Origin of the sequence: Curvibacter soli (assembly GCF_029211125.1) — a bacterium.
Lineage (GTDB): Bacteria > Pseudomonadota > Gammaproteobacteria > Burkholderiales > Burkholderiaceae_C > Curvibacter_A > Curvibacter_A soli.
Window position 1 is genome coordinate 91,420 of sequence record NZ_JARGEN010000014.1, and the last position, 19,170, is coordinate 110,589.

General features: G+C 67.0%; 24 protein-coding genes. 1 reads left to right on the forward strand and 23 read right to left on the reverse strand.

All coding sequences use genetic code 11. The features are described from left to right. Nucleotide 1: 1 nt before the first annotated feature. Genes flgH through flgB form a run of 7 tightly spaced genes read right to left on the reverse strand, consistent with a single transcriptional unit; the run spans nt 2 to nt 5,004 of the window. A complete protein-coding gene (flgH, locus tag PY257_RS03200) occupies nt 2-682 on the reverse strand; it encodes a flagellar basal body L-ring protein FlgH (protein WP_275738675.1) in 681 nt (226 codons plus the stop codon). Between the two features lie 8 nt (nt 683-690). Then, nucleotides 691-1,482, reverse strand: coding sequence for a flagellar basal-body rod protein FlgG (flgG, locus tag PY257_RS03205; RefSeq protein ID WP_275738677.1), 792 nt, complete (start codon nt 1,480-1,482; stop codon nt 691-693). Between the two features lie 50 nt (nt 1,483-1,532). Continuing rightward, nucleotides 1,533-2,276, reverse strand: a complete 744-nt coding sequence (locus tag PY257_RS03210) for a flagellar basal body rod protein FlgF (RefSeq protein ID WP_275738679.1) — start codon at nt 2,274-2,276, stop codon at nt 1,533-1,535. Between the two features lie 23 nt (nt 2,277-2,299). Further along, nucleotides 2,300-3,505, reverse strand: coding sequence for a flagellar hook-basal body complex protein (locus PY257_RS03215; protein WP_275738681.1), 1,206 nt, complete (start codon nt 3,503-3,505; stop codon nt 2,300-2,302). Nucleotides 3,506-3,543: 38 nt separating this feature from the next. Continuing rightward, the gene (locus PY257_RS03220) at nt 3,544-4,203 is read right to left on the reverse strand and encodes a flagellar hook capping FlgD N-terminal domain-containing protein (RefSeq protein WP_275738683.1); all 660 of its coding nucleotides are present in this window, start codon (nt 4,201-4,203) and stop codon (nt 3,544-3,546) included. A gap of 4 nt (nt 4,204-4,207) precedes the next feature. Next, nucleotides 4,208-4,633: a flagellar basal body rod protein FlgC gene (gene flgC / locus PY257_RS03225; protein ID WP_275738685.1), complete on the reverse strand. Its 426-nt coding sequence runs from the start codon at nt 4,631-4,633 to the stop codon at nt 4,208-4,210. Between the two features lie 2 nt (nt 4,634-4,635). Beyond that, nucleotides 4,636-5,004 (reverse strand): flagellar basal body rod protein FlgB, encoded by a 369-nt coding sequence (gene flgB / locus PY257_RS03230; RefSeq protein ID WP_275738687.1) that lies wholly within the window; start codon nt 5,002-5,004, stop codon nt 4,636-4,638. Nucleotides 5,005-5,035: 31 nt separating this feature from the next. Between flgB and flgA the strand changes: the two genes are divergently transcribed. Continuing rightward, nucleotides 5,036-5,767, forward strand: coding sequence for a flagellar basal body P-ring formation chaperone FlgA (gene flgA, locus PY257_RS03235; protein WP_275738689.1), 732 nt, complete (start codon nt 5,036-5,038; stop codon nt 5,765-5,767). On the opposite strand, the gene PY257_RS03240 is transcribed toward flgA, so the two are convergent. The 16 genes from PY257_RS03240 to fliF all read right to left on the reverse strand — a co-directional run bounded on the left by PY257_RS03240 (nt 5,752) and on the right by fliF (nt 19,167). Further along, complete coding sequence (locus tag PY257_RS03240) at nt 5,752-6,510, reverse strand: glycoside hydrolase family 73 protein (RefSeq protein ID WP_275738691.1); 759 nt, start codon at nt 6,508-6,510, stop codon at nt 5,752-5,754. The genes flgA and PY257_RS03240 overlap by 16 nt on opposite strands. After that, nucleotides 6,497-6,925, reverse strand: coding sequence for a flagellar export chaperone FlgN (gene flgN, locus PY257_RS03245; RefSeq protein WP_275738693.1), 429 nt, complete (start codon nt 6,923-6,925; stop codon nt 6,497-6,499). Before flgN ends, PY257_RS03240 begins: the two co-directional genes overlap by 14 nt. Continuing rightward, the gene (gene flgM, locus PY257_RS03250) at nt 6,922-7,194 is read right to left on the reverse strand and encodes a flagellar biosynthesis anti-sigma factor FlgM (protein WP_275738695.1); all 273 of its coding nucleotides are present in this window, start codon (nt 7,192-7,194) and stop codon (nt 6,922-6,924) included. Before flgM ends, flgN begins: the two co-directional genes overlap by 4 nt. Nucleotides 7,195-7,270: 76 nt before the next feature. Beyond that, nucleotides 7,271-8,287 (reverse strand): flagellar motor protein MotB, encoded by a 1,017-nt coding sequence (locus tag PY257_RS03255; RefSeq protein WP_275738697.1) that lies wholly within the window; start codon nt 8,285-8,287, stop codon nt 7,271-7,273. Beyond that, nucleotides 8,271-9,200: a flagellar motor stator protein MotA gene (gene motA, locus PY257_RS03260; protein ID WP_275738699.1), complete on the reverse strand. Its 930-nt coding sequence runs from the start codon at nt 9,198-9,200 to the stop codon at nt 8,271-8,273. Before motA ends, PY257_RS03255 begins: the two co-directional genes overlap by 17 nt. Before the next feature lie 19 nt (nt 9,201-9,219). Further along, nucleotides 9,220-9,933 carry an RNA polymerase sigma factor FliA gene (gene fliA / locus PY257_RS03265; RefSeq protein ID WP_275738701.1) on the reverse strand — a complete coding sequence of 238 codons (714 nt, stop codon included), beginning with the start codon at nt 9,931-9,933 and terminating at the stop codon, nt 9,220-9,222. Nucleotides 9,934-9,941: 8 nt separating this feature from the next. Further along, the gene (locus tag PY257_RS03270) at nt 9,942-10,421 is read right to left on the reverse strand and encodes a flagellar basal body-associated FliL family protein (protein WP_275738703.1); all 480 of its coding nucleotides are present in this window, start codon (nt 10,419-10,421) and stop codon (nt 9,942-9,944) included. Nucleotides 10,422-10,438: 17 nt separating this feature from the next. After that, nucleotides 10,439-11,659, reverse strand: a complete 1,221-nt coding sequence (locus PY257_RS03275; protein WP_275738705.1) for a flagellar hook-length control protein FliK — start codon at nt 11,657-11,659, stop codon at nt 10,439-10,441. Nucleotides 11,660-11,743: 84 nt separating this feature from the next. Beyond that, the gene (locus PY257_RS03280; protein ID WP_275738707.1) at nt 11,744-12,049 is read right to left on the reverse strand and encodes a hypothetical protein; all 306 of its coding nucleotides are present in this window, start codon (nt 12,047-12,049) and stop codon (nt 11,744-11,746) included. Nucleotides 12,050-12,058: 9 nt separating this feature from the next. Beyond that, nucleotides 12,059-12,451: a flagellar export chaperone FliS gene (fliS, locus tag PY257_RS03285; protein WP_275738709.1), complete on the reverse strand. Its 393-nt coding sequence runs from the start codon at nt 12,449-12,451 to the stop codon at nt 12,059-12,061. 37 nt (nt 12,452-12,488) lie between these two features. Continuing rightward, the gene (gene fliD / locus PY257_RS03290) at nt 12,489-13,868 is read right to left on the reverse strand and encodes a flagellar filament capping protein FliD (protein ID WP_275738710.1); all 1,380 of its coding nucleotides are present in this window, start codon (nt 13,866-13,868) and stop codon (nt 12,489-12,491) included. Nucleotides 13,869-13,943: 75 nt separating this feature from the next. Further along, entirely contained in the window at nt 13,944-14,378 is a 435-nt protein-coding gene (gene fliJ / locus PY257_RS03295) for a flagellar export protein FliJ (RefSeq protein WP_275738711.1), read from the reverse strand. Beyond that, on the reverse strand, nt 14,375-15,703 hold the full coding sequence (gene fliI, locus PY257_RS03300; RefSeq protein ID WP_275738713.1) for a flagellar protein export ATPase FliI: 1,329 nt from the start codon (nt 15,701-15,703) through the stop codon (nt 14,375-14,377). Before fliI ends, fliJ begins: the two co-directional genes overlap by 4 nt. Further along, on the reverse strand, nt 15,700-16,461 hold the full coding sequence (gene fliH / locus PY257_RS03305; protein ID WP_275738715.1) for a flagellar assembly protein FliH: 762 nt from the start codon (nt 16,459-16,461) through the stop codon (nt 15,700-15,702). The genes fliI and fliH overlap by 4 nt, the downstream gene beginning before the upstream one ends. Beyond that, nucleotides 16,458-17,492 carry a flagellar motor switch protein FliG gene (locus PY257_RS03310; RefSeq protein ID WP_275738717.1) on the reverse strand — a complete coding sequence of 345 codons (1,035 nt, stop codon included), beginning with the start codon at nt 17,490-17,492 and terminating at the stop codon, nt 16,458-16,460. The genes fliH and PY257_RS03310 overlap by 4 nt, the downstream gene beginning before the upstream one ends. Continuing rightward, entirely contained in the window at nt 17,485-19,167 is a 1,683-nt protein-coding gene (gene fliF, locus PY257_RS03315) for a flagellar basal-body MS-ring/collar protein FliF (protein WP_275738719.1), read from the reverse strand. The genes PY257_RS03310 and fliF overlap by 8 nt, the downstream gene beginning before the upstream one ends. Nucleotides 19,168-19,170 lie beyond the last annotated feature (3 nt).

Consider the following 19,170-nt stretch of genomic DNA (forward strand, 5'->3'; position numbering starts at 1 on the left):
ATCAGAAGGGCATCCAGGGACTGACGAAGAAGCGCGTCAGCCAGCCTGCCGAATTGGCATCGGCCAATGTGCCGCGCCCGGAATAGGCTATGTTGGCGTTGGCGATGCGCTGCGACGACACGCGATTGTCGGTATCGATGTCGCCGGGGCGCACATAGCCGCTCAGGCGGATAAACTCCTCGCCCTGGTTCAGGTACAGGCTTTTCTCGCCCTGTATCAGCAGCAGGCCGTTGGGCAGCACGTTGTGCACGATCACCGTGATGGCGCCTCGCAGCGTGTTCTGCTGCGTGCTCGACGCGGTACCGTTGAAGTCGTTCTGCGACTCCAGACCGATGTCGGTCCGGAGCGTCTTGCCGCGGAAGGTGGACGGCGCGATCGACAGGCTGCTGCCCTTGCCGAACTGGGTGTCGGCCTGCTTGCTGGCCTGCGTGGTTTCCTGCAGCACCACGGTGAGCACGTCGCCGGGCCGGAAGGCGCGGCTGTCGGATGTGAGCAGCCACGGAGTCTGCGGCACGAACACGCCGCCCGCCTGCCCCTTGCGCGCCACGGGAGGCTCGGACTGCGGGAACGGCTCCACTTCGTGCGCCACGGGCGGTTGCGGCGGCGCTACGGCGGCGCAGCCGGCCAGCAGGGCCGCAAGCGCCAGTGCCGCGCACGCCGCTGCGCGATGGAAGAAGGCCACGCCGTCCATTACCGTGCCGCCTGCGACAGGTACTGGAGCATGTTGTCGGCGGCGGACAGCACCTTGGTGTTCATCTCATACGTACGCTGGGCCGCAATCATGTCCACCATTTCTTCAACCACCTGCACGTTCGAACCTTCCAGCGTGCCCTGCTTGAGCTTGCCCATGCCGTTCTCGCCCGCGATGCTCTCGTTGGGCGCGCCGCTGGCCGTGGTTTCCTGGTACAGGTTGCCGCCCAGCGCCAGCAAGCCGGCGGGGTTGATGAAGCTCACCAGCGTCAACTGCCCCAGTTCGTTCGGCGCCGTGGTGCCGGGCACGGAGACCGAGACCATGCCGTTCTCGCCGATGGTGACCGACGTGGCGTTGGCGGGAATGGTGATGGCAGGCTGCAGCGGCAGGCCCTGGGCGTTCACCAGTTGACCGTCGGTGTTGACCTGAAGCTGGCCGGCACGGGTGTAGGCGATGTCGCCCGTGGGCAATTCGACCTGCAGGAAGCCCTGGCCGACGATGGCCACATCGAGCGACTGGCCAGTGGTCTGCAGCGGCCCTTCTGTGAAGGTCTTCTGCGTGCCGAGCAGGCGCGTGCCCGTGCCCAACTGCGTCCCCAGCGGCGTGGACGCCACGTTAGCGCTCTGCTGGGTGCCGGGCTGGGCGTCGACCTGGTAGAACAAATCCTCGAAGACCACGCGGTCGCGCTTGAAGCCGACAGTGTTGACGTTGGCCAGGTTGTTGGCGATGGCCTGCAGCTTGGCGTCCTGCGCCTGTACGCCGGTCTTGCTGATCCACATGGCGGGGTTCATGTCGTTCTCCTGAAAGTCGGGCTAAAGGGTTCTGGGCTCTTGGCGCGGCGTCATTCGCGCAGCAGCCGGGTATTGCCGGTGTCGGCCATGGAGTCGGCGGCGCGCAGCAGCTTCATCTGGATTTCGAAGTCGCGGCTGATGTCCATCACAGCCACCATCTCCTCGATGGCGGAAACGTTGCTGCCTTCGAGATGGCCGCCGTGCACAGCCACCGTGTCGTCTTCCGGCAGCGCGGCGCCGTCGCGCGCAACGACCAGTCCGGCGGCGTTCTTGGCCACCTGAGCAGGGTCAGGATTGACCAGCTTGAGCCGGTCCACGGGCTGCATGTCGGTCTCTCCGGGGGCTTGCACGAGGACACTGCCGTCCTGCGCGATCTCCAGCCGCTCGTAGGGGGGCAGCACGATGGGCCCGCCCTCGCCGATCACCGGTCGGCCATTGACCGTCAGGGCGCCGTCGGCATCCACGTCGAAATGGCCGGCGCGAGTGTAGGCCTCGCCGGCCTGTCCGCCATCGCTGCTCCATTGCACCGTGAAATAGCCCTGACCGGCAATGGCGGCATCCAGGTCGCGCCCGGTTTCGCGCACCGGTCCCGAGCGCGCCGACACCGTGCTGGCCTGCAACTGGCTCAGATAGCGCGCGTCATAGCCATAGCCCGGCACCAACTGGCTCGACGCCTGCTCTAGGTCAGCCCGGAAGCCACCGGTCTCCACGTTAGCCAGGTTGTTGGCGTGCACCTGCTGGGCGTGCAATGCACGCTCGGCGCCACTCATGGTGGTGTAGATCAAGGAATCCATGGCGTTCTATGCCCCATTGCCGCTCAGACCGCCTGCATCAGCGACTGCATCATCGCGCTGTTGGTCGAGATGACCTTGGTGTTGGCCTGGTAGTTGCGCTGCGCGGTCATGAGCATGACGAGTTGGGCCGACATGTCGACATTGGACTGCTCAAGCGCACCCGACTTGAGCGTGCCGGACAGGCCCGTGCCAGGCGTGGAGTACAGCGGGTCGCCGGAGGACGACGACGCAGCCCAGGCCGTGTCGCTGATCGGCACCAGCCCGTCCTCGTTGGAGAAGGTGGCCAGCGCCAGCGTGCCGGCCCGCTGCTTCAGCCCGTTGCTGTAGACCCCGAGCACCGAGCCGTCGTCGTCGATCTGCACGCCTGTGAGCACGCCCGAGGCATAACCGTTGGCTGCGTTGGTGAGCTCGGTCGTGGAGCCGCCGAAGCCGGTGGTGCCGGTGTAGTCGACATCGATCGACAGCGGGTCGGCGCCTGCCGGCGCGGCGATGGCCAAGGCCACCGGCGCGGCAGGCGCTGTCAACTGGCCCAGCGAATTGAAGGTCATGGCGGTGGTGGGGGCCAAGGCCGTGCCGTCGAAGCTGTAGTTCACGGTCACCGCGCCGGTGCCGGTCTTCACGAAGTACTGGGTCAGCGTGTGCTTGCTGCCAAGCGAGTCGAAGACAACCGAAGTGGACGAACTGTTGTAGGTGAGCGGGTTGGTCGGATCGAAGGCACCCGTCGGCACGGTCCAGTCGGACGACAGGTTGCCCACGTACTTCAGGTCAGTGGTGGGCTGGGCGGAAATCTGTCCGTCGCGCAGTTTCAGGTCTCCCAGGGGGCCCAGCGCGGCGCCCGTCAGCGGCTGGCCCGCGGCATCGTAGAGCTGGGCGTAGCCCTGCGCGCGGTGGCCGAAGCTGTCGACCACGTACCCGTCCTTGTCGGTGCCGAAGATGCCCACACGCGTATAGGCCGGCTGCCCCGACGTATCGCGGGTGATGAAGAAGCCGCGCCCCTGGATCATGGCGTCCATGTTGCGCCCGGTGGTCTGGGCGCTGCCGCCGATGCCGATGCTCTGGGTGATCGAACCCACCTCCACGCCCGAGGGCTGGATGCCTGCGTACATGGAGGCGAAATTGGAGCGGCTGGACTTGAAGCCGTAGGTGCCGGTATTGGCGATGTTGTGGCTGATGGTCTCCAACTGGTCGTTGATGGCGGTGAGACCGGAGAGTGCAATTTCGAAGCTCATGGTGGTGTCCTTTCAACGCAAAGGGTGGAGAAGAAGAATCAATTGGCGCGGCCCAGGAAGCCGGTGATGTCCGCCGACGTGACCGTGCCTATCGCAGCCACGTCGATCAGCGGGCTGCCGTCGGCGGCGAAACGCACCCCCGAGACCTGGCCGCTGAACTCTGCCGTCAGGGTCTTGCCGCTGTCGGTTTCCAGACGCACGCCGTAGCTGCCCGCAGGCAGGCCCAGCGCCACCGGGTCGATGGTGAAATGCGCCGCGCCCGCCGCATGCGGCCCGAGCGAAGTGCGGCGCGGCATGCCGTCGACGCCCGTGAGCACGAGGCTCAGTTCCGACGTATTGCTGTCGAGCACCACGCTGCCGTCGACGGGCTGGTCCGCCAACTGCACCGAGGAACTTGTGACCGACACGGTGGAGCCCATCTGGCCGCCCAGCGCCAGCACCTGCAGGTTGTTGAGCATGCCGGTGACGGCGCTGTTCTGGCTCACCAACTTCTGCAGCGCCTCAGTCTGGCTCAGTGCGTTGAGCTGAGTGACGAACTCGCTCGGGTCGCTCGGCTCCAGCGGGTTCTGGTTCTGGATCTGTGCCACGAGCAGTTTCAGGAACATGTCGGACATGCCCGCCGCGCCGTTGGCGGCGACGGTGGACGCGTCCGCAGCAGCCTGGCTGGACTGCGAAGCTGTAGAAGCGGTGGTTTCCATGGTTTCAGCCCTCTCCAAGGCGCAGCAGCGCCTGTTGCATTGACTTGACGCGGCCCAGCACCTCGACATTGGTCTCGAAGGCGCGCGACGCGGCCATCATGTCGGTCATCTCGGCCACCGGATTCACGTTGGGGTAGAACACCTCGCCATCGGCATTGGCCAAGGGGTTGTCGGGCTCATAGGCGCGGCGCACGGGCTCGGTGCTTTCCACCACGTCGAGCACCTGCACGCTGGCCCCGGGCAGTTGGCCCGAGCCCATGCCGTCGGTGCTGAACACCGACGCGAACACCGGCTTGCGCGCGCGGTAGGCGGCGGCCTCGGTTCCCGAGGCCGACTGGGCGTTGGCCAGATTGCTGGCCACGGTGTTGAGGCGCACGGTCTCGGCCGCCATGGCCGAGCCTGCGATCTGGGCGATGCTGCGGAATGCCATGGTCACTGCCCCACAATGGCCTTGGCCAGGCCCTTGAGCTTCATGTTCACGAAAGTCAGGCTGGCCTGGAACTCCGAGGCGTTCTGCGAAAAAGCCGCCTGCTCCATGCCCAGTTCCACCGTGTTGCCGTCGCGGCTCGGGTGGTAGGGCACGCGGTACTGAAGATCCGCGTCGCCGGACTCGAAAGCCAGGCCGGCGGCGCCATCATCGGCCTGCACGCTCTGCAGCACGGCGCCGAAGTCGATGTCGCGCGCCTGGTAGCCCGGCGTGCTTTCGTTGGCGATGTTGGAGGCCAGTACCTTGGTGCGTTCGGCCCGCAATCTGAGGGTATCCTGATGGACCCCCAGGGCTTTGTGGAAGTCGATGCTCATGCGCTTTCCTTTCATCAGGTGGATGCACGGTGTGAAATTCGCGGCAGGGCTGGCAGCGGCGCTGCCACTGGCCTGCGTAGCCGCGCAGCCACAGCCGCCGCAGGCGCTGCCCCCGGCAATCGCCAAGGCGCTGCAGCAGTTCCTGGCCGGGCAGGCCCAGGCCCGAAAGCTCGACAACGCGGCCTTCGAGCTGACGCTGCTCGGCGCCGCTGCGCCGTTCGAGGACTGCAGATCGCCGCTGGCGGTCGACGGCATCGACATGCGCCGCATGAGCCGCATGCGCATGGCCGTGGCCTGCACCGACACGGGCCATGCCTGGCGGCAGGAGTTGAAGGTGCGCGCGGATGCCACCGCCGATGTGGTGGTGGCCGCCGGCCCCATCGCGGCGCGCAAGGCCATCGCGGCAGCCGACCTGGACGTGGCGTCCCGTTCCCTCGACAGCCTCGACGACGCGACTTCGGACATCGACGCGGTCGCCGGCAAGTCCAGCCGCAGGTCGCTGCGCGCCGGCCAGGTGGTGATGGCGCGGTTCCTCGAAGCCTCGGTGCTGGTCAAGCGCGGACAGGCCGTACGCATCTCGGTCCGGCGCGGCGGCGTGGAGGTGGACGGCAGCGGCGAAGCCTTGGATGCCGGCGCACTGGGCGATGTGGTGCGCGTGCGCAACGCAAGCAGCGGCAAGACCATCCAGGCCCGTGTGACGGGGGAAGCAGCGGTGGAGCCGGTGGATTCGTCCATGCCTTCTTCCTCTCAATCGGCCAACTGAGCGCGCGAGGACGCCTGCAACTGTCGCGCCACGCGCACGAACTTCGCGGCGTAGTCGGGGTCGGTCGCATAGCCGCCGCGCACCAAGCCCGCGGCGAAGGCCTGCGCATCGGCGCCCGTCTGTAGCGCGCCGCGATAGCCCGGGTTGTTCAGCAGCAGGCGGGCATAGTCTCGGAAGGCACTCGCATCGTCAGGGTAGCTGCGAAAGCTCTCGGTCTTCTTCAGTGCGGCGCCATCCTCGAACTCGGTCGTCAGCGATTCGGCAACCCCGCCCATCCAGCCACCGCCGGCCTTGATGCCGAAGTAGTTGTGCGTATCGTCGCCACTGCCCGTCTCGCGCAGCGGGCGCTGACCCCAGCCCGACTCCAGTGCCGCGTGGGCCACCACGATCTCGGGCGCCACGCCCAGGCTTTGTGCAGCCTCGCGCGCCCATGGCGCGATACGGTCCAGAAACTCGCCGCGCCGGGTGGCAGATGCGACATCTATGCTTTCAGCCGTTGCGGACACGGCGGACACGGGCTCTGTCATGCGCGCGCGCAGGGCACGGGCCTCCGCGCGCATGGACCACGCGGACAGTGTGCCCGCATCGTCCTGCCCCGACTGGATGAAGCGGTGAACTTCCGCCTGCACCTGCGAGTAAAGCGCGCCAAAATCCTGTGCAGGCGCCACCTGCAGCGGCAAGGCAATGCGCTGCATCTCGCTGGCGAACGCGGCGCCGGCCTGGAGTGCTTCAGCCCGGAGCATAGATATCCACCTCCATATCCAGCACGCGCTGCATGATCTCGTGCTGTTCCACCATCAGGCGGCAGTTGCGCATGTTCTGGGCCTTGCATTCGTTCACGAGGTCTTCCAGAACGCCCCACCACGCTTCCAGCGCCTCGCGGGCGGTACGCGGCAGCGCCTCCAGCAGCAGCGGCATGGCCGCAGGCAGCCCGCTGCCCATGAGGAACCGGGCCAGCGCCATCCGCTCCTCGCGCCGCTCTTCCAGGCGGCCCGTCAGCGCCACGATGCGCTCGGCCAGATCGGTCAGCACCAGGGTCTCGTGGCGCAACGCGGCGCCGAACTGCGCCGACAGCATGCTGCGCAGTTCATGGTAGTCGTCCACGTCGGCACGCACGCCTTCCATGAGGCGCGCCACGCTGCGCTGGCGCTCATTCATCGGCTGCTCCCGTGGTAGCGCATCACCAGCGCGGCAAGGCGCGATGCGTCGAAGGGCAGTTCGCCGCGCGCCAGCGCATCGCGTATCTCCGCCACACGGGCTGCGTCCACCGCGGGCATATCAGCCAATGCCGCGCGCGCGGGCTGCAGCACCGCAGAGTGAATCTCGGTCTTCTCGGCGGCAGTCGGCGCGGGCGCCGTGGCATGGCCGGCATCCGCTGCCTGCGCGGCGGGATGGAGTTCCGGACCGGATGTGGAGGTAATGCGCATTCGAGGGCCTCGTGGTCGCGTTTGCATGGGTCACCGCATGGCAAGTTGACGCGTGGTGCCAAAAGACAGGACATAGTCAATTTGCATGGGGCGTGCTCCTGTCGCTGGGCTGGATTTGCTGGCTCAGGGCCTTCAACTCGTCGCGGTCGATGGGAGGCTGGTTCATCCCGACGCCGGGCAACAGTGGCGTCGTGGTTTCGGGTGCGCCGAACATGTCGGCGATGGCCTTGGCCTGCGAAGGCGCCAGAATCAGCAGCTCAATGCGTCGGTTGGCCGCAGCGCGGCTGTTGGATGCGTCCAGCAGCGCGCGATCGGCCATTCCCACCACCTGCAGCACGCTGCGGGCGGACATGCCGCCCGCCATGAGTTCCGTGCGCGCGGCCATGGCGCGGTTCATCGACAGCGTCCAGTTGGAGAAGCCCGCCAGTTCGCCGCCCGCGTACTGCAGCGAATCAGTGTGGCCCACCACCAGCATCTGATTCTCGATCTGGGCGAACAAGGGGCCCATCTTGCGCAGCAGGTCGCGGAAAGCCGTGCTGGGCACGCTGCTGCCGAGCTGGAACATGCCCTGCTTTTCGGTGTCGTGCAGCATCACGCGCAGGCCGTAGGGCGTGACCACGGTCTGCACATGGCCCGCCAGGCCCGCCCTGTCGCCCAGACGTTCCAGCACGTCGGCCAGTTCCTGCAGATCGGCACGCGTTTCCAGGCGCGTCTTGCTCAGATGGATGCCCTGGTCGTCCTCTTCGATGATCTTGGCGCTGTTGGCACGCACACGCTGCTCGGCCTGGGTGTCGCCGTTGACCGGCAGCGGCAGGCGGTCGATCAGGCTGCCGCGCGGCCCACCCATGCTCTCAGCCATGTGACCGCTACCCTCGTCGATAAGACTGCCACCATAGGAGCGCAGTACCTCCTGCAGGGACTCTGTCTGCCGCGCGGCCATGAGCCACAGCACGAGGAACAAGCACAGCAGGGCCAGGCAGAAGTCCGCGAACGCGACTTTCCACGCGCCGCCGTGCTCTTCCTCGTCGTGCCGCGCACCGGCGCGCTTGACGACGGTGGCGTCGTTCTGCTTGGCGTCAGGCTTGCTGGACACGTCTGTCTCCTGCTCGCTGCTGCGGCGTGGGCGTGGGCGTGGGCTCGCTCTCGCCCGCGCGCAGCTTGTCGATCCAGCCTTCAAGCTTGGCGAAGCTGGGCTTGATGTTGAGCTGGACCAGCCGGCGACCAGCGTCGATGGCCAACAGCGGTGGTTTGCCCGCGACATGGGTCACCAGCACGACCTTGACCGATTCGAGTGCGCTCATCTCTTCGGTCACGACCTGCTTCATCTTGCTGCTGAGCGGGTCGAGCAGGCCGTAGCAGAAAAACACGCCAAGAAAGGTACCCACCATGGCCGCCGCCACATGCTCGGCGATTTCGCCGGATGTGGCACCCTGAGCGACCGTATGCATGGCCATCACGATGCCAAGCACCGCGGCCATGATGCCGAAGCCCGGCATGGCCTCCGCGATCCGGTGCAGCGACTTGGAGGGCTGGAGCATTTCATCGTGGATGGCACCCAGTTCCTGCTCAAGCACGCCTTCGAGTTCGTGGGCGCTGATCTTGCCCATGGCCATAAGGCGGAAGTTGTCCACGATGAAAGCCAGCAGCTTGGGCTCGCCCAGAATCAGCGGGTAGCGCTTGAACAACTCGCTTTCGTGGGGCGCCTCTACGTGCGCGTCTAGCGCCTTCAGGCCGCCGGATGCGGTCTGCAGCAATTCGTACATCAGCAGCAGCAACTGGCGCTGGAATTCGGAATCGATCTTGCGCCCCGTGACTACCTTGCGCACCTGCAGCTTCATCTCGCTGAGCACGTGCTTCGGGTTGCCCACCACCAGCGCGCCGACGCCGGCACCGATGATGATGACCAGTTCCACGGGCTGCCAGATGACAAGGAACGAACCGCCGCCGAACATGAAACCGCCGAAGACGCATGCCAGGACGATGAAGATGCCGAAGAGTGCTTGCATGGCGTAGGTCCAGTAGATTTCAGTGGGCTTGCAGGAACTCGCGCATCTTGCGCAAGGCCCCTTTGTTGAGTTGACAGATGCGCGCCTCGGTCAGGTCTAGCACGGCGGCGATCTCCTTGAAGTTCAGGTCGAACTCGTAGTACAGCTGGATCACGCGCTGCTCGCGTACATCGAGCACGGAGAGCGCCTGCTCCAGGCTGCGCCGCGCGATCATCTGCGCCTCGGGCGACTGCATGTCCGAAGGCATGTTGCTGAGTTCGTAGACCAGTTCATCGAAGCTTGCGAGCTGTTCGGCGTTTTCCGCCAGCAGGTATTCCTGGTAGGCTGCGGAAGTCACGCCCAGGGCGCTCACGATCTCGGCCTCGGACGGTTCTCGCCCCAGCTTGCGCCGGAACTCGCGCACGGCGTCGCGCATCCTGTGGCTTTCCTGCCGCACGGCGCGCGGGCGCCAGTCCTGGCGGCGCAACTCGTCGAGGATGGCGCCGCGCACGCGCATCGCGGCATAGGCGCCGAAGCGCTCGTCGGGCACGCCGTAGCGGCGCAGCGCCTCCAGCAGGCCAATGAGGCCTATCTGCTCCATGTCCTCGCGATCGACTGCTCCGCCCACCTGGGCATGGAGTTGCCGCACCACCCGCTTGACCAACGGTACGTAGGCCAGCAGATGGCGCTGCTCGTCGGCCATGTCATAGGCCACGGCGGCGACACTGCTGATCTCGGCATAAGCGGTGTGCATCGCGTTGCTCATTCGATGACGAGCTTGCCGATCATCACGTCGCTGAACGGCATGGGTGCCTCGTCCTGCGCGTAGCTCTGGGCGTAGGCGCCATTGATGGCGGTGGTGAGGTCGTCCACCGAGATCATGCCGGCTTGCTCCATGGTGTAGGTGGACAGGAAGCGCACCGCGATGCTGCGCAGCAGCGGCAATTGCTCGCGAACCGTTTTTTCCGATTTCACAGCGGTCCTGAACACCAGATCGATCGCCAGGTAGTGCGAAAGCGGCTCGCCCGGACGGCTGCGCAGCATGACGATGACTTTGTCTAGGCTCACGTATTTCGCATCGTGCAGCACCACCTTTTCAGGCTTTTCCTGCACAGCAACCGCTGCCGACTCCGCGCCGGGCTGCGCGCGCAGCAGCCACCACGCGCCGCCGGCACCCGCCGCCGCCAAGCACACGCCGCCGGCGACAAATGCCAGGATGGGAAGGAAGCGTCTTTTTCTCATGATGGGGCTCCGGGCCGTCATGCGAGCGTGAAGAAGGATTTCGGCGCAGCGCCGTCCTCGGCCTCAGCGAGCGCCTTGCCGGGGGTCTCTTCGGAAGGGCGACCCGATTCGCCCTGGCGCTGACGCCCGCCAGGCTCGCGCTCGCCGCCATGGGCGACGACCACCGACACATCGCCGAAATGGCGCTGAGTCAGATCCTGACGCATGGTGTCGCTGACCGCCTGGAGCTGGCGCGCAACATCGCCGTGCGAGGCCGTGAGCTGCACCTGCAGCGTGCCCCCCTCGTGCCGCACCATGATCTCCAGGCGTCCCATCATCGGCGGATCCAGGCGTATCACCGCCCGCTCGCTGCCTTGGTTTACTTGCAGCTTGATACGGTCGCCCAGCGCTTCGACGAGCGCAGTGGCATGCTGCTGCGCACCTGCCTGCGCCACCTTGCCTGAGGATGCCGCCGCTGCGTTGTCGGCGGGCGCCGCAGCCGGCGGCACCCCCATGGTGGAAGCGTCGGCAGAAGACGCGGCCACGAACTGCGCCGCAGGCATCGCATCGTTCTTCCCCTGGCCCTTGGCCCACTGGGAAACGGTTTCGCCCAGCGCAGCATCCATCTTCCGCATATGTCCGTCCGCATGCGGCAACGTGAGCTCCGGCTGCGCGGCCTCGGCAGCGGTGCGTAGCGGCGGCTCGGTACCCGCCGTGAACAATTGCGGCACCGCAGCAGCCATGCCCAACGCCACGCGGGGCGCCTGCGACGACACTGGTGCCTGCGCCCGTCCGGGAACGGCATCCTGCACGGCGGCAACGGCAGCCGCCTCGCCGCTGCCTTGTCCCGCCACAGGCAGCGATGCGCTTGACCGCTCGGCCTGCCATGCAGCCAGCACGGCCGCCAACGGCGGCGACAGCGCGGAAAGAAGCTCGTTGCCCGCCAGCAGGCCGTCGGCATGGCTGTCGGGCGCCTTGTTTTCAGCATCGACTGCGGCATCGGCATGCTCATCATCCGTTGACGGCACGTGGCCATCGGAGACCACGCCGGTGTCGATGCCGACGCTGGACAGCGGTGGCGCGGGAGCCTCGGCCAGGCCCATCGCGTACTGCAGGGCATCGACGAAAACCACCATGGCATCGCCTGACGCGCCAGGCATGCCGGGCGAGGGCTGGTCGGCCGAAGGCTGGTCGGGCGTTGCCGCCGCGCCTGCTACCGGCATGGCCGCAGCGGACGGCATGGCTGCTAGAGCGGCCATGTCAGTACCCGCCCATCCGCCCGAAAGGCACAGAACGACCCCTTGGAAAGTGGCGGTACGCGAAGCGATGAGCGCGGGGGTGTTTCATCCTAGGTCCTCTCTTCCGTCGTCGTGTTCCAGCGCATAGGCCATCCAGCCGTCCTTGTAGGTGGCCAGGTCTTGCAGCCGCGTGCCCAGCCGCGCAGCCTCATCGCGGCAGCGCTGCAGCGCATGGTCGTGCGCGCGCCACGCTGCCAGCAACGCCGGCCGTTCGTGACGCTGCCACGCGCCGGCAGCGGACAGTTGCATGAGCTGCGCATCGGCTTCGCGCAGGTCGCTCCATGCGCCCGACTCGGCACAGCGCGCAAGGTGCGCGGCGATAGCGAGCAGGCGGGGCGATCGGTCTTCCATGCCATGACCTCAGCCCAGCCGCGCCTGCATGCCCTGCCAGCCCTGCCGCAAGGTGGCGATGAGACGGATGACCTCGTCCACCTTGCCCGCGTCGAGCGTGAGTCCGGCCTGGCACAAGCGGTCTGCGCAGTAGTCGTATATCTGGCCCAGGCTGTGCACCACGTCTTCCCCCGAATCCATGTCCAGCGCGCCGGCCAGGCCGTTGAGGATGTCGACACAGCGATCGAGGCTGCGGGCCTTCAACTCATAGCGGCGGGCCTCGATATGGGCCTTGGCGCGCACCAACTCTTCAAGCAAGCCGTCGGTCAGCAGCAGCACGAGTTGCACCGGCGAAGCCTGGGATGCCTGCGCGCTGAGGTTCACAGTGTGGTAGCTGTCGTAAGCGTCTTGGGAAGCGATCATGGTGGTGGCCGGCGAGCCGAATGGGTGGATGTGGTGCCTAGTTGCCGACGAGGGATGCGGACAGGCTCGACGAAGTCTGTTCCATCTGTGCCGTCAAGGTCTGCAACTGGCTGAACTGCTTGAGGTAGCGCTGGTACATGAGGTCGTACTGGTCGCTCAAGCGCGTTTGCCGTGCAGTGAGCGACCTCTGCTGCGTCTGCACCGTCTGCTGGCGGCGCGCGATCTGTCCATTGGTGGTGTCGAGCCAGTTGTTCATGTAGGTGTCCATGGCGCCCAGCAAGCCGCTGCTGGCCGTCAGGCTGGCGCTGCCGAATACCTTGTCCAGCAATTCCGGGTCGGCATCGAGCTTGCTTTGCAACTTGGTCTTGTCGAGCAACAGGTTGCCGTTGCGGTCGGCGCTGACGCCCAGGCCAATGAGGCTGGTGCCGCCGAAATCCTGCCGCACGATCTGGTTCAGGCGGCTGCGCAGCGCACGTACGCTGGCATCCGACGCGAAGACCGCCGACTGCGTGCCGCTGCTGGCGTCGCCGACCTTGGTCAGGTCGTCGAGCACTTTCTTGAGCGTGTTGTAGGCATCGACGAAGCCCTGCACGTTGGCAGCCGTGGCATCCTTGTCCGCCGCTACATTGAGGGTGACCGGCGCATCTCCCGCGGCCTGCGCCTGCGTGAACGTCATGGCCACGCCGGGCACGGACGTGAACGTGTTGGACGCCTGCTCCATGAGTGTCCCGGTTCCCTGGGCCCCGAACCACACCTTGGCGTTGCGGGCCGCAACCAGCGTGACGGGCATGGCGCTCAGGGCATCCTTCAGCGCGCCGTCGGCCAGGCCGCTCGCATCGATGGTGATCTGGCTGTCCACACCGGTGCTGCCGGCGGTGAGCACGAGCTTAGTCTGGCTACCGGTGTTGACCACGGTGGCCGACACCTTGCCCTGGTTGCCGTTGGCCTGGTTGATGGCGCGCGCGATCTCGGCCTGGGAGATGGAACCATCGTTGTTGCCATCGGCAACGTTCAGGTCCACCACGAAGCTGCTGCCGTCGGCCAGTTGCACGACCAGCGGACCGCCCAATGCGACGGGCACGGCGGGCAGGTCGTCGAACGATATCTGGTGCGCAGCGGCAGTCTGCTCCACGAAGAACTCATAGCTGCCCGGCTGCGCGCTGGGCGTGGCGGTGGCCGTGCCCACGTTCGCGCCGGAAAAGCTGGCGGTGTTCTGCGTCAGCCCCTTCTTGCCCGACAGCGTGGCCACTGCGGCGTCGAAGGCGCTGAGAGCGGAGCCCAGCTTGCTCAGCGCGCTCGATTCCGCCTGCGCGGACTTTGTCTGCGAATCCAGCAGCGCCTGCGCAGGATGGGCATAGGCCGTTGCCAGGGCCGTTGCCTGGGCTCCGGGATCGATACTGCTAGTGGTAGTAACCATGGTGGACTCCTTGATGACGCAAGATGAAATGGACTTTCATCAAAGCGACCAAAATGGCACCGGGCTGAAATTTCGTCATTTCCGCCCCCTCCACCACACCTGGGAGGCCAGATCGTCGTCCTGCTTGCGCTGCCGGACGGCGCTGGCCTGCTGCGCATCCTTCTGCCGCTGGGCCAGCACCAGGCCGAGCACTTCCTTGCGCCGGGCCGCAGCGGCCAGCGCATGCTGCGCGGTCGCCGTTTCGGCCTCGTGCGCCCCGAGATCCTGGCGATGGCTGTCCGCCATGTCGAGCATCGCCTGCTTGTAGTCGCCGCAGTTGGCAGACAGGGCCAGCGGCAGGCTACCGCTGGCACCGCTTTCGTGCGCCATCTGCTCGATGCGCTCTATGTTGGTGCGGTAGCGGTCGCGCATGGCCCGCTTGCCTGCCAAGTCGGCCTGCAGCCGATCGACTTCGCGCTCGCGCAAGTCCACCAAGCGGCTCAGGCCGAAAAACCGGTTCTGGTCGTTCATGCGGTGGCTCCTTCGGAGGCCAACAGCTCCTGGAGCTGGGCCACGGTGCGATCCAGGGGAGCCGCTTCGCGCACGCCCTGGCACAGGAACGCCTCGATGCGGGGATAGAGCCGCACGGCCCTGTCCGTGGCCGGGTCGGTGCCGGGCACGTAAGCGCCCAGCGGCAGCAGGTCGCGCACCTGGGCATAGCGGGAGGAAAGCTCGCGCAATTCACGCGCGGCGCGCTGGTGCGCCGGGTCGGCCACCTGCGCCATGCACCGGCTGACCGACGCTGCCACGTCGATGGCGGGGTAGTGCCCGCGCTCGGCCAGGGCGCGCGACATGACGATGTGGCCGTCCAGGATGGCCCGGGCCGTATCGACCACCGGGTCCTGCTGGTCGTCGCCCTCGGCCAGCACGGTGTAGATGGCGCTCATGCTGCCCTGCGGGTTCTCGCCATTGCCGGCGCTTTCCACGAGTTGCGGCAGGATGCTGAAGACCGACGGCGGATAGCCGCGCGTGGCCGGCGGCTCGCCCAGCGCCAGAGCGACCTCGCGGCGGGCCATGGCATAGCGCGTGAGCGAATCCACCAGCAGCAGCACATGCCGGCTCTGGTCGCGGTAGTAGGCGGCAATCGCATGGCACAGCTCGGTGGCGCGCAGGCGCATGAGGGGTGATTCATCCGCCGGTGCGATCACGACGACGGCGCGGCGCAAGCCTTCGGGTCCCAGCGACATGTCGATGAATTCGCGCACCTCGCGGCTGCGCTCGCCGATCAGTCCTACCACCACCACGTCCGCGACCGTCTGGCGGGTGATCAGACCCAGCAGCACGCTCTTGCCCACGCCGCTGCCGGCCATCAGACCCACGCGCTGCCCACGGCCCAGCGTCAGCAGGCTGTTGATGGCGCGCACGCCCACGTCCAGCGTGTCGCGCACAGGTGCCTTGCGCAAAGGGTCCACGCGGCGCGGCTGGATGTCCAGGGCATGGTCGCCGCCCAGGCGACCCAACCCGTCCACGGGCTCGCCCAGTCCATTGACCACGCGCCCCAGCCATTGCGGGCCGATGCGCAAGTCGCCGCGCGCCTGCTGCGGCAGCACGCGGGCGCCGGTGGACAGGCCATCGGCCTTCTTCAGCGGCATGAGGAAGGACACCTCCTCGCGAAAGCCCACCACCTGCGCGTCGATCCATTCGCCGGACGCGGTTTCGATGCTGCAGCGCTGTCCCGTGTATAGCGGACAGCCCACGCTTTCGAGCAGCAGCCCCGACGCACCCACGAGGCGCCCAGTGGGCGTGGCCACGGGCACCGCAGCCAGGTCGAGCCGGCGAATGACGGCACCGATCATTGCGCCACCTCCTCGTGCACGGCGGGCTGGCGGGCCGAATCGGCCGCGGTATGCATGGGCGGCGCGGCTTCCGGCTTGGTATCCGGCGTGGGTTCGCCGGATGTCGCGGGGGATTCCTGCAACTGGTTGTTGATTTGCTCCATGCAGGCCACCAAGCGCTGGCTGCAGCCTGCATCGGCCTCGCGATGCCCGGCCTTCACCCGGCATTCGCCCGATTCGAGACGCGCATCGGGTACCAACTCCCAATTGCACACGCGCTCCGGCGCGATGTCCTTGATGCGCTGCAGATCGCCCGGGTTCATGAACACCTCGATGCGCTGCGACGTGGGCGGCATGGTCGCCAGCGTCTCGTCCACCAGAGCCAGTATCTGCACCGGCTGCAAAGCCAGCTCGCAACGGATGACCTGGCGCGCGACCTTGGCCACCAGATCGACCACCTCCTTGCGCAAGGCTGCCTCGAAATCCTGCTGCTGCGCCGCCAGGCTCGTACGCATGGCATCGATGGGCGCGGCCAGTTCCTCAAACGCGGCCTGCGCCTCGGCACGACCTTCCCGCAAGCCCTGCGCCCTGCCGTCATGGAGCCCCTGCGCATGGCCTTGCGCGCGCGCAGCATCCACGCCGCTGGCATAGCCGTCATGGTAGCCGCGCTCCATGCCGCGCTGGAAGCCGTCGGCATGGGATGACCCCGCGATGCCGTCCGCACCGGACGCCAGGCGCTCCAGGGGCGGAAAACGGTGCGGACGCAGCGGCTGCTTCATTCGACGACCGCCTCGGCAAAGAGCTGCACCTCGATCTCGCCGGCATCGGCCAGCGCCTTCACCTCGGCCATGATCTCCTCGCGCGCCTGCTCGATGCGGCTGCGCGGCATGGGGCCGGTGCGGCGCAGCGTGTCCTCGAACGCCTGGGCCTGCCGCCGTGGCATGGACTGCAGGATCGCGTTGCGGATGGCAGGCTCGGCACCCTTGAGCGCAATGGCCCATTGCTCCATGGGCACCTGCTCGATGATGCGTGTGATGACGGCCTCGGACTGGCGCGAGAGGATGAAGAAGTCGTACATGCTGACCTCGATCTCCGACACAACCTTGGGATCGCGCGCGCGCAGTTGTTCGATAACTTCCTGCCGATTGCCAGGCAGGCGGTTGAGTATCTCGGCCACGTGGCGCACGCCTTCCACGCTGGTGCCCTGCAGGCCCAGCGTCTCCAGGCAGCGGTCCACGAGTTCGTCGAGTTCGACCAGCAATTCGTGGTCCACCTCCTTCAGGTGCGCCACGTGGTAGAGCAGCAGGTCCCGCCCCTCGGTCGGGAGCGCATCCAGCAGGCTGCTCGCCATGGCCGGCGGCAGGAAGACCATGAACACCGCCTGCATGCGCACGTGCTCATGCACCAGCCGCTCGGCCAGCCATTTGGGCGATGACCACTGCAGCCGCGCCATCTTGGGCCGGATGGCGTCGCCATAGATGCTGTTGAGTACGCTCTCGGCGATGTCATTGCCCAGCGCCAGGTCGAGTGACTTCTTCAGGTAGGAGCGCGACGCGCCATGCACGCCGCTTTGCTCCCGGTAGTCGTCGAAGAAACACTGCAGCGCCGTCTTGACCGTTTCTACCTTGATGCCGCTCATGCGCGACATCACCTGGGTGACCTTCAACAGTTCGTCGCGCGACAGGCAGCGCAGCACGGCGGCGGCAGGCTCCTCGCCCATGCTCAGCAGCACGATGGCCGCCTGCTCCAGCGGGCTCAGGTTGTTGCCGTCGGGAATGGGCGGGCTTTCCGCAAAGTTGTCGTCAGGCATTTTTCTGTACCCACTGTTTGACCACTTCGGCCACGCGCTCCGACTCCTTGATGGACAGCACGCGCAGGTGCTCCACCATCACGTCCACCGGTGAGCCCGGCGGCGGCAACTCGTAGTTCTCAAGCAGCGGCGCAACACCTGCGCCCTGTGCCGTAATGCCCAGACCCGCAGGCAGCGCCGCCGCTACGCCCGGCACGGGCAACGGCGGCCTGTCTGCGGACGCCATCCCGGGGATCGGCGTCCAGCGCTGCTGGGCCAGCTTCACCAGGGGCCGCGCGATGAAAAGGAAGGCCAGGAGTGCCGCCAGCACATATCCCAGCCATGCGGCGGCGTCAACGATGTTGTCGCGCCGCTGCCACCAGGGCACGAGCGCAGGCACCGCGGGAAACGCCATCGCCGACACGACGAGGCTGTCGCCGCGCTGCGCGTCGATGCCCAGGCCGCCCTGCAGCAGGCGTTCGACATCCGCAATCTGTGCCGCAGTCCAGGCGCCGCCGCCGGGCGCGGCGGCGTTGTTGAGCACCACGGCCACGTTCATCTTGTTGAGCCGCCCGCGGCTGCGCTTGATCTGCGTGACCGTGCGGTCGTAGGAGAACTGGCGCGTCGTGGCATTCTTCTGGGCCGTGTTCGCCTCGGGCGGCACCGCGACATTTCCCGCCTGGGGGTTGTTCGCCGCATTCGCGGCGGCGTTCGCGGGGTTGGGGGCGGATACGTTCACGGGACGGTTGCTCAGCGAACCCGGCACGCCGAGCGCGATCTGGTCGCGGGCCAGTTCCTCGCGCGTGGCTTCGTTGGTGACGCGCGGCGTGTCGCCATACTGCTCGCGCGTTTCCTGCACGCGGTCGTTGTTCACGTCGGCGGTGACACTGGCCTTGAAGTTGCCTTCGCCCAACACGGGGGCAAGCAGATCGCGGATGTTCTGGCGCGTCTGCTCTTCATAGCGCCGACCGGCCTCGCCGCCCTGCCCCGCCTCGAAGCCATCGGTCAGATCCACGCGCGCGGACAGCAGGTGCCCGGCCTGGTCGACCACGCTCACGCGCTGCGGCTCCATGCTGGCCACGCTGCCCGCCACCATGTTGATGATGGCTGCGATCTGCTCCTGCTCCAGCGAACGCCCCGGCTTGAGGCCCAGCACCACCGAGGCCGAACTTTTCTCACCATCCATCGTGACGAACGATGACGAGCGCGCGATGGCGAGATGCACGCGCGCGGCGTCCACCGCGTCGAGCGACATGATGCTTTGCGCCAGTTCGCCCTCCAGGCCGCGCCGGAACCGCACGTCCTGCACGAACTGGCTTACGCCCAGCGGGTCGTTGCGATCCATCAGCTCCAGCCCCGCGGGCAGACGGGCTGTGACGCCCTTGGCCGCCAGCAGCATGCGGGTCTTGCCGAGCATGGATTCAGGCACCAGCACCTGGCCGCTGTCTGGATGCACGCGGTACGGAATGCCTTCGGCGTCCAGCGTGGCCATCATGTCGGCCGCCGCGACTTTTTCACGCGCACCGAAAACAGGCTTGTATGCAGACTGGTCGCGCCACAGGTACATGAGCGCCAGGGCCGTCAACGCCACGGCCAGCACCAACAGCGGCACCATGCTCTTCATCAGGCCCGGCGGCAGCCGCGGCACCATGGCCGCAGGCCGCAGGTGCGACAGCATGGAGTTCAACGCCGCCATGCC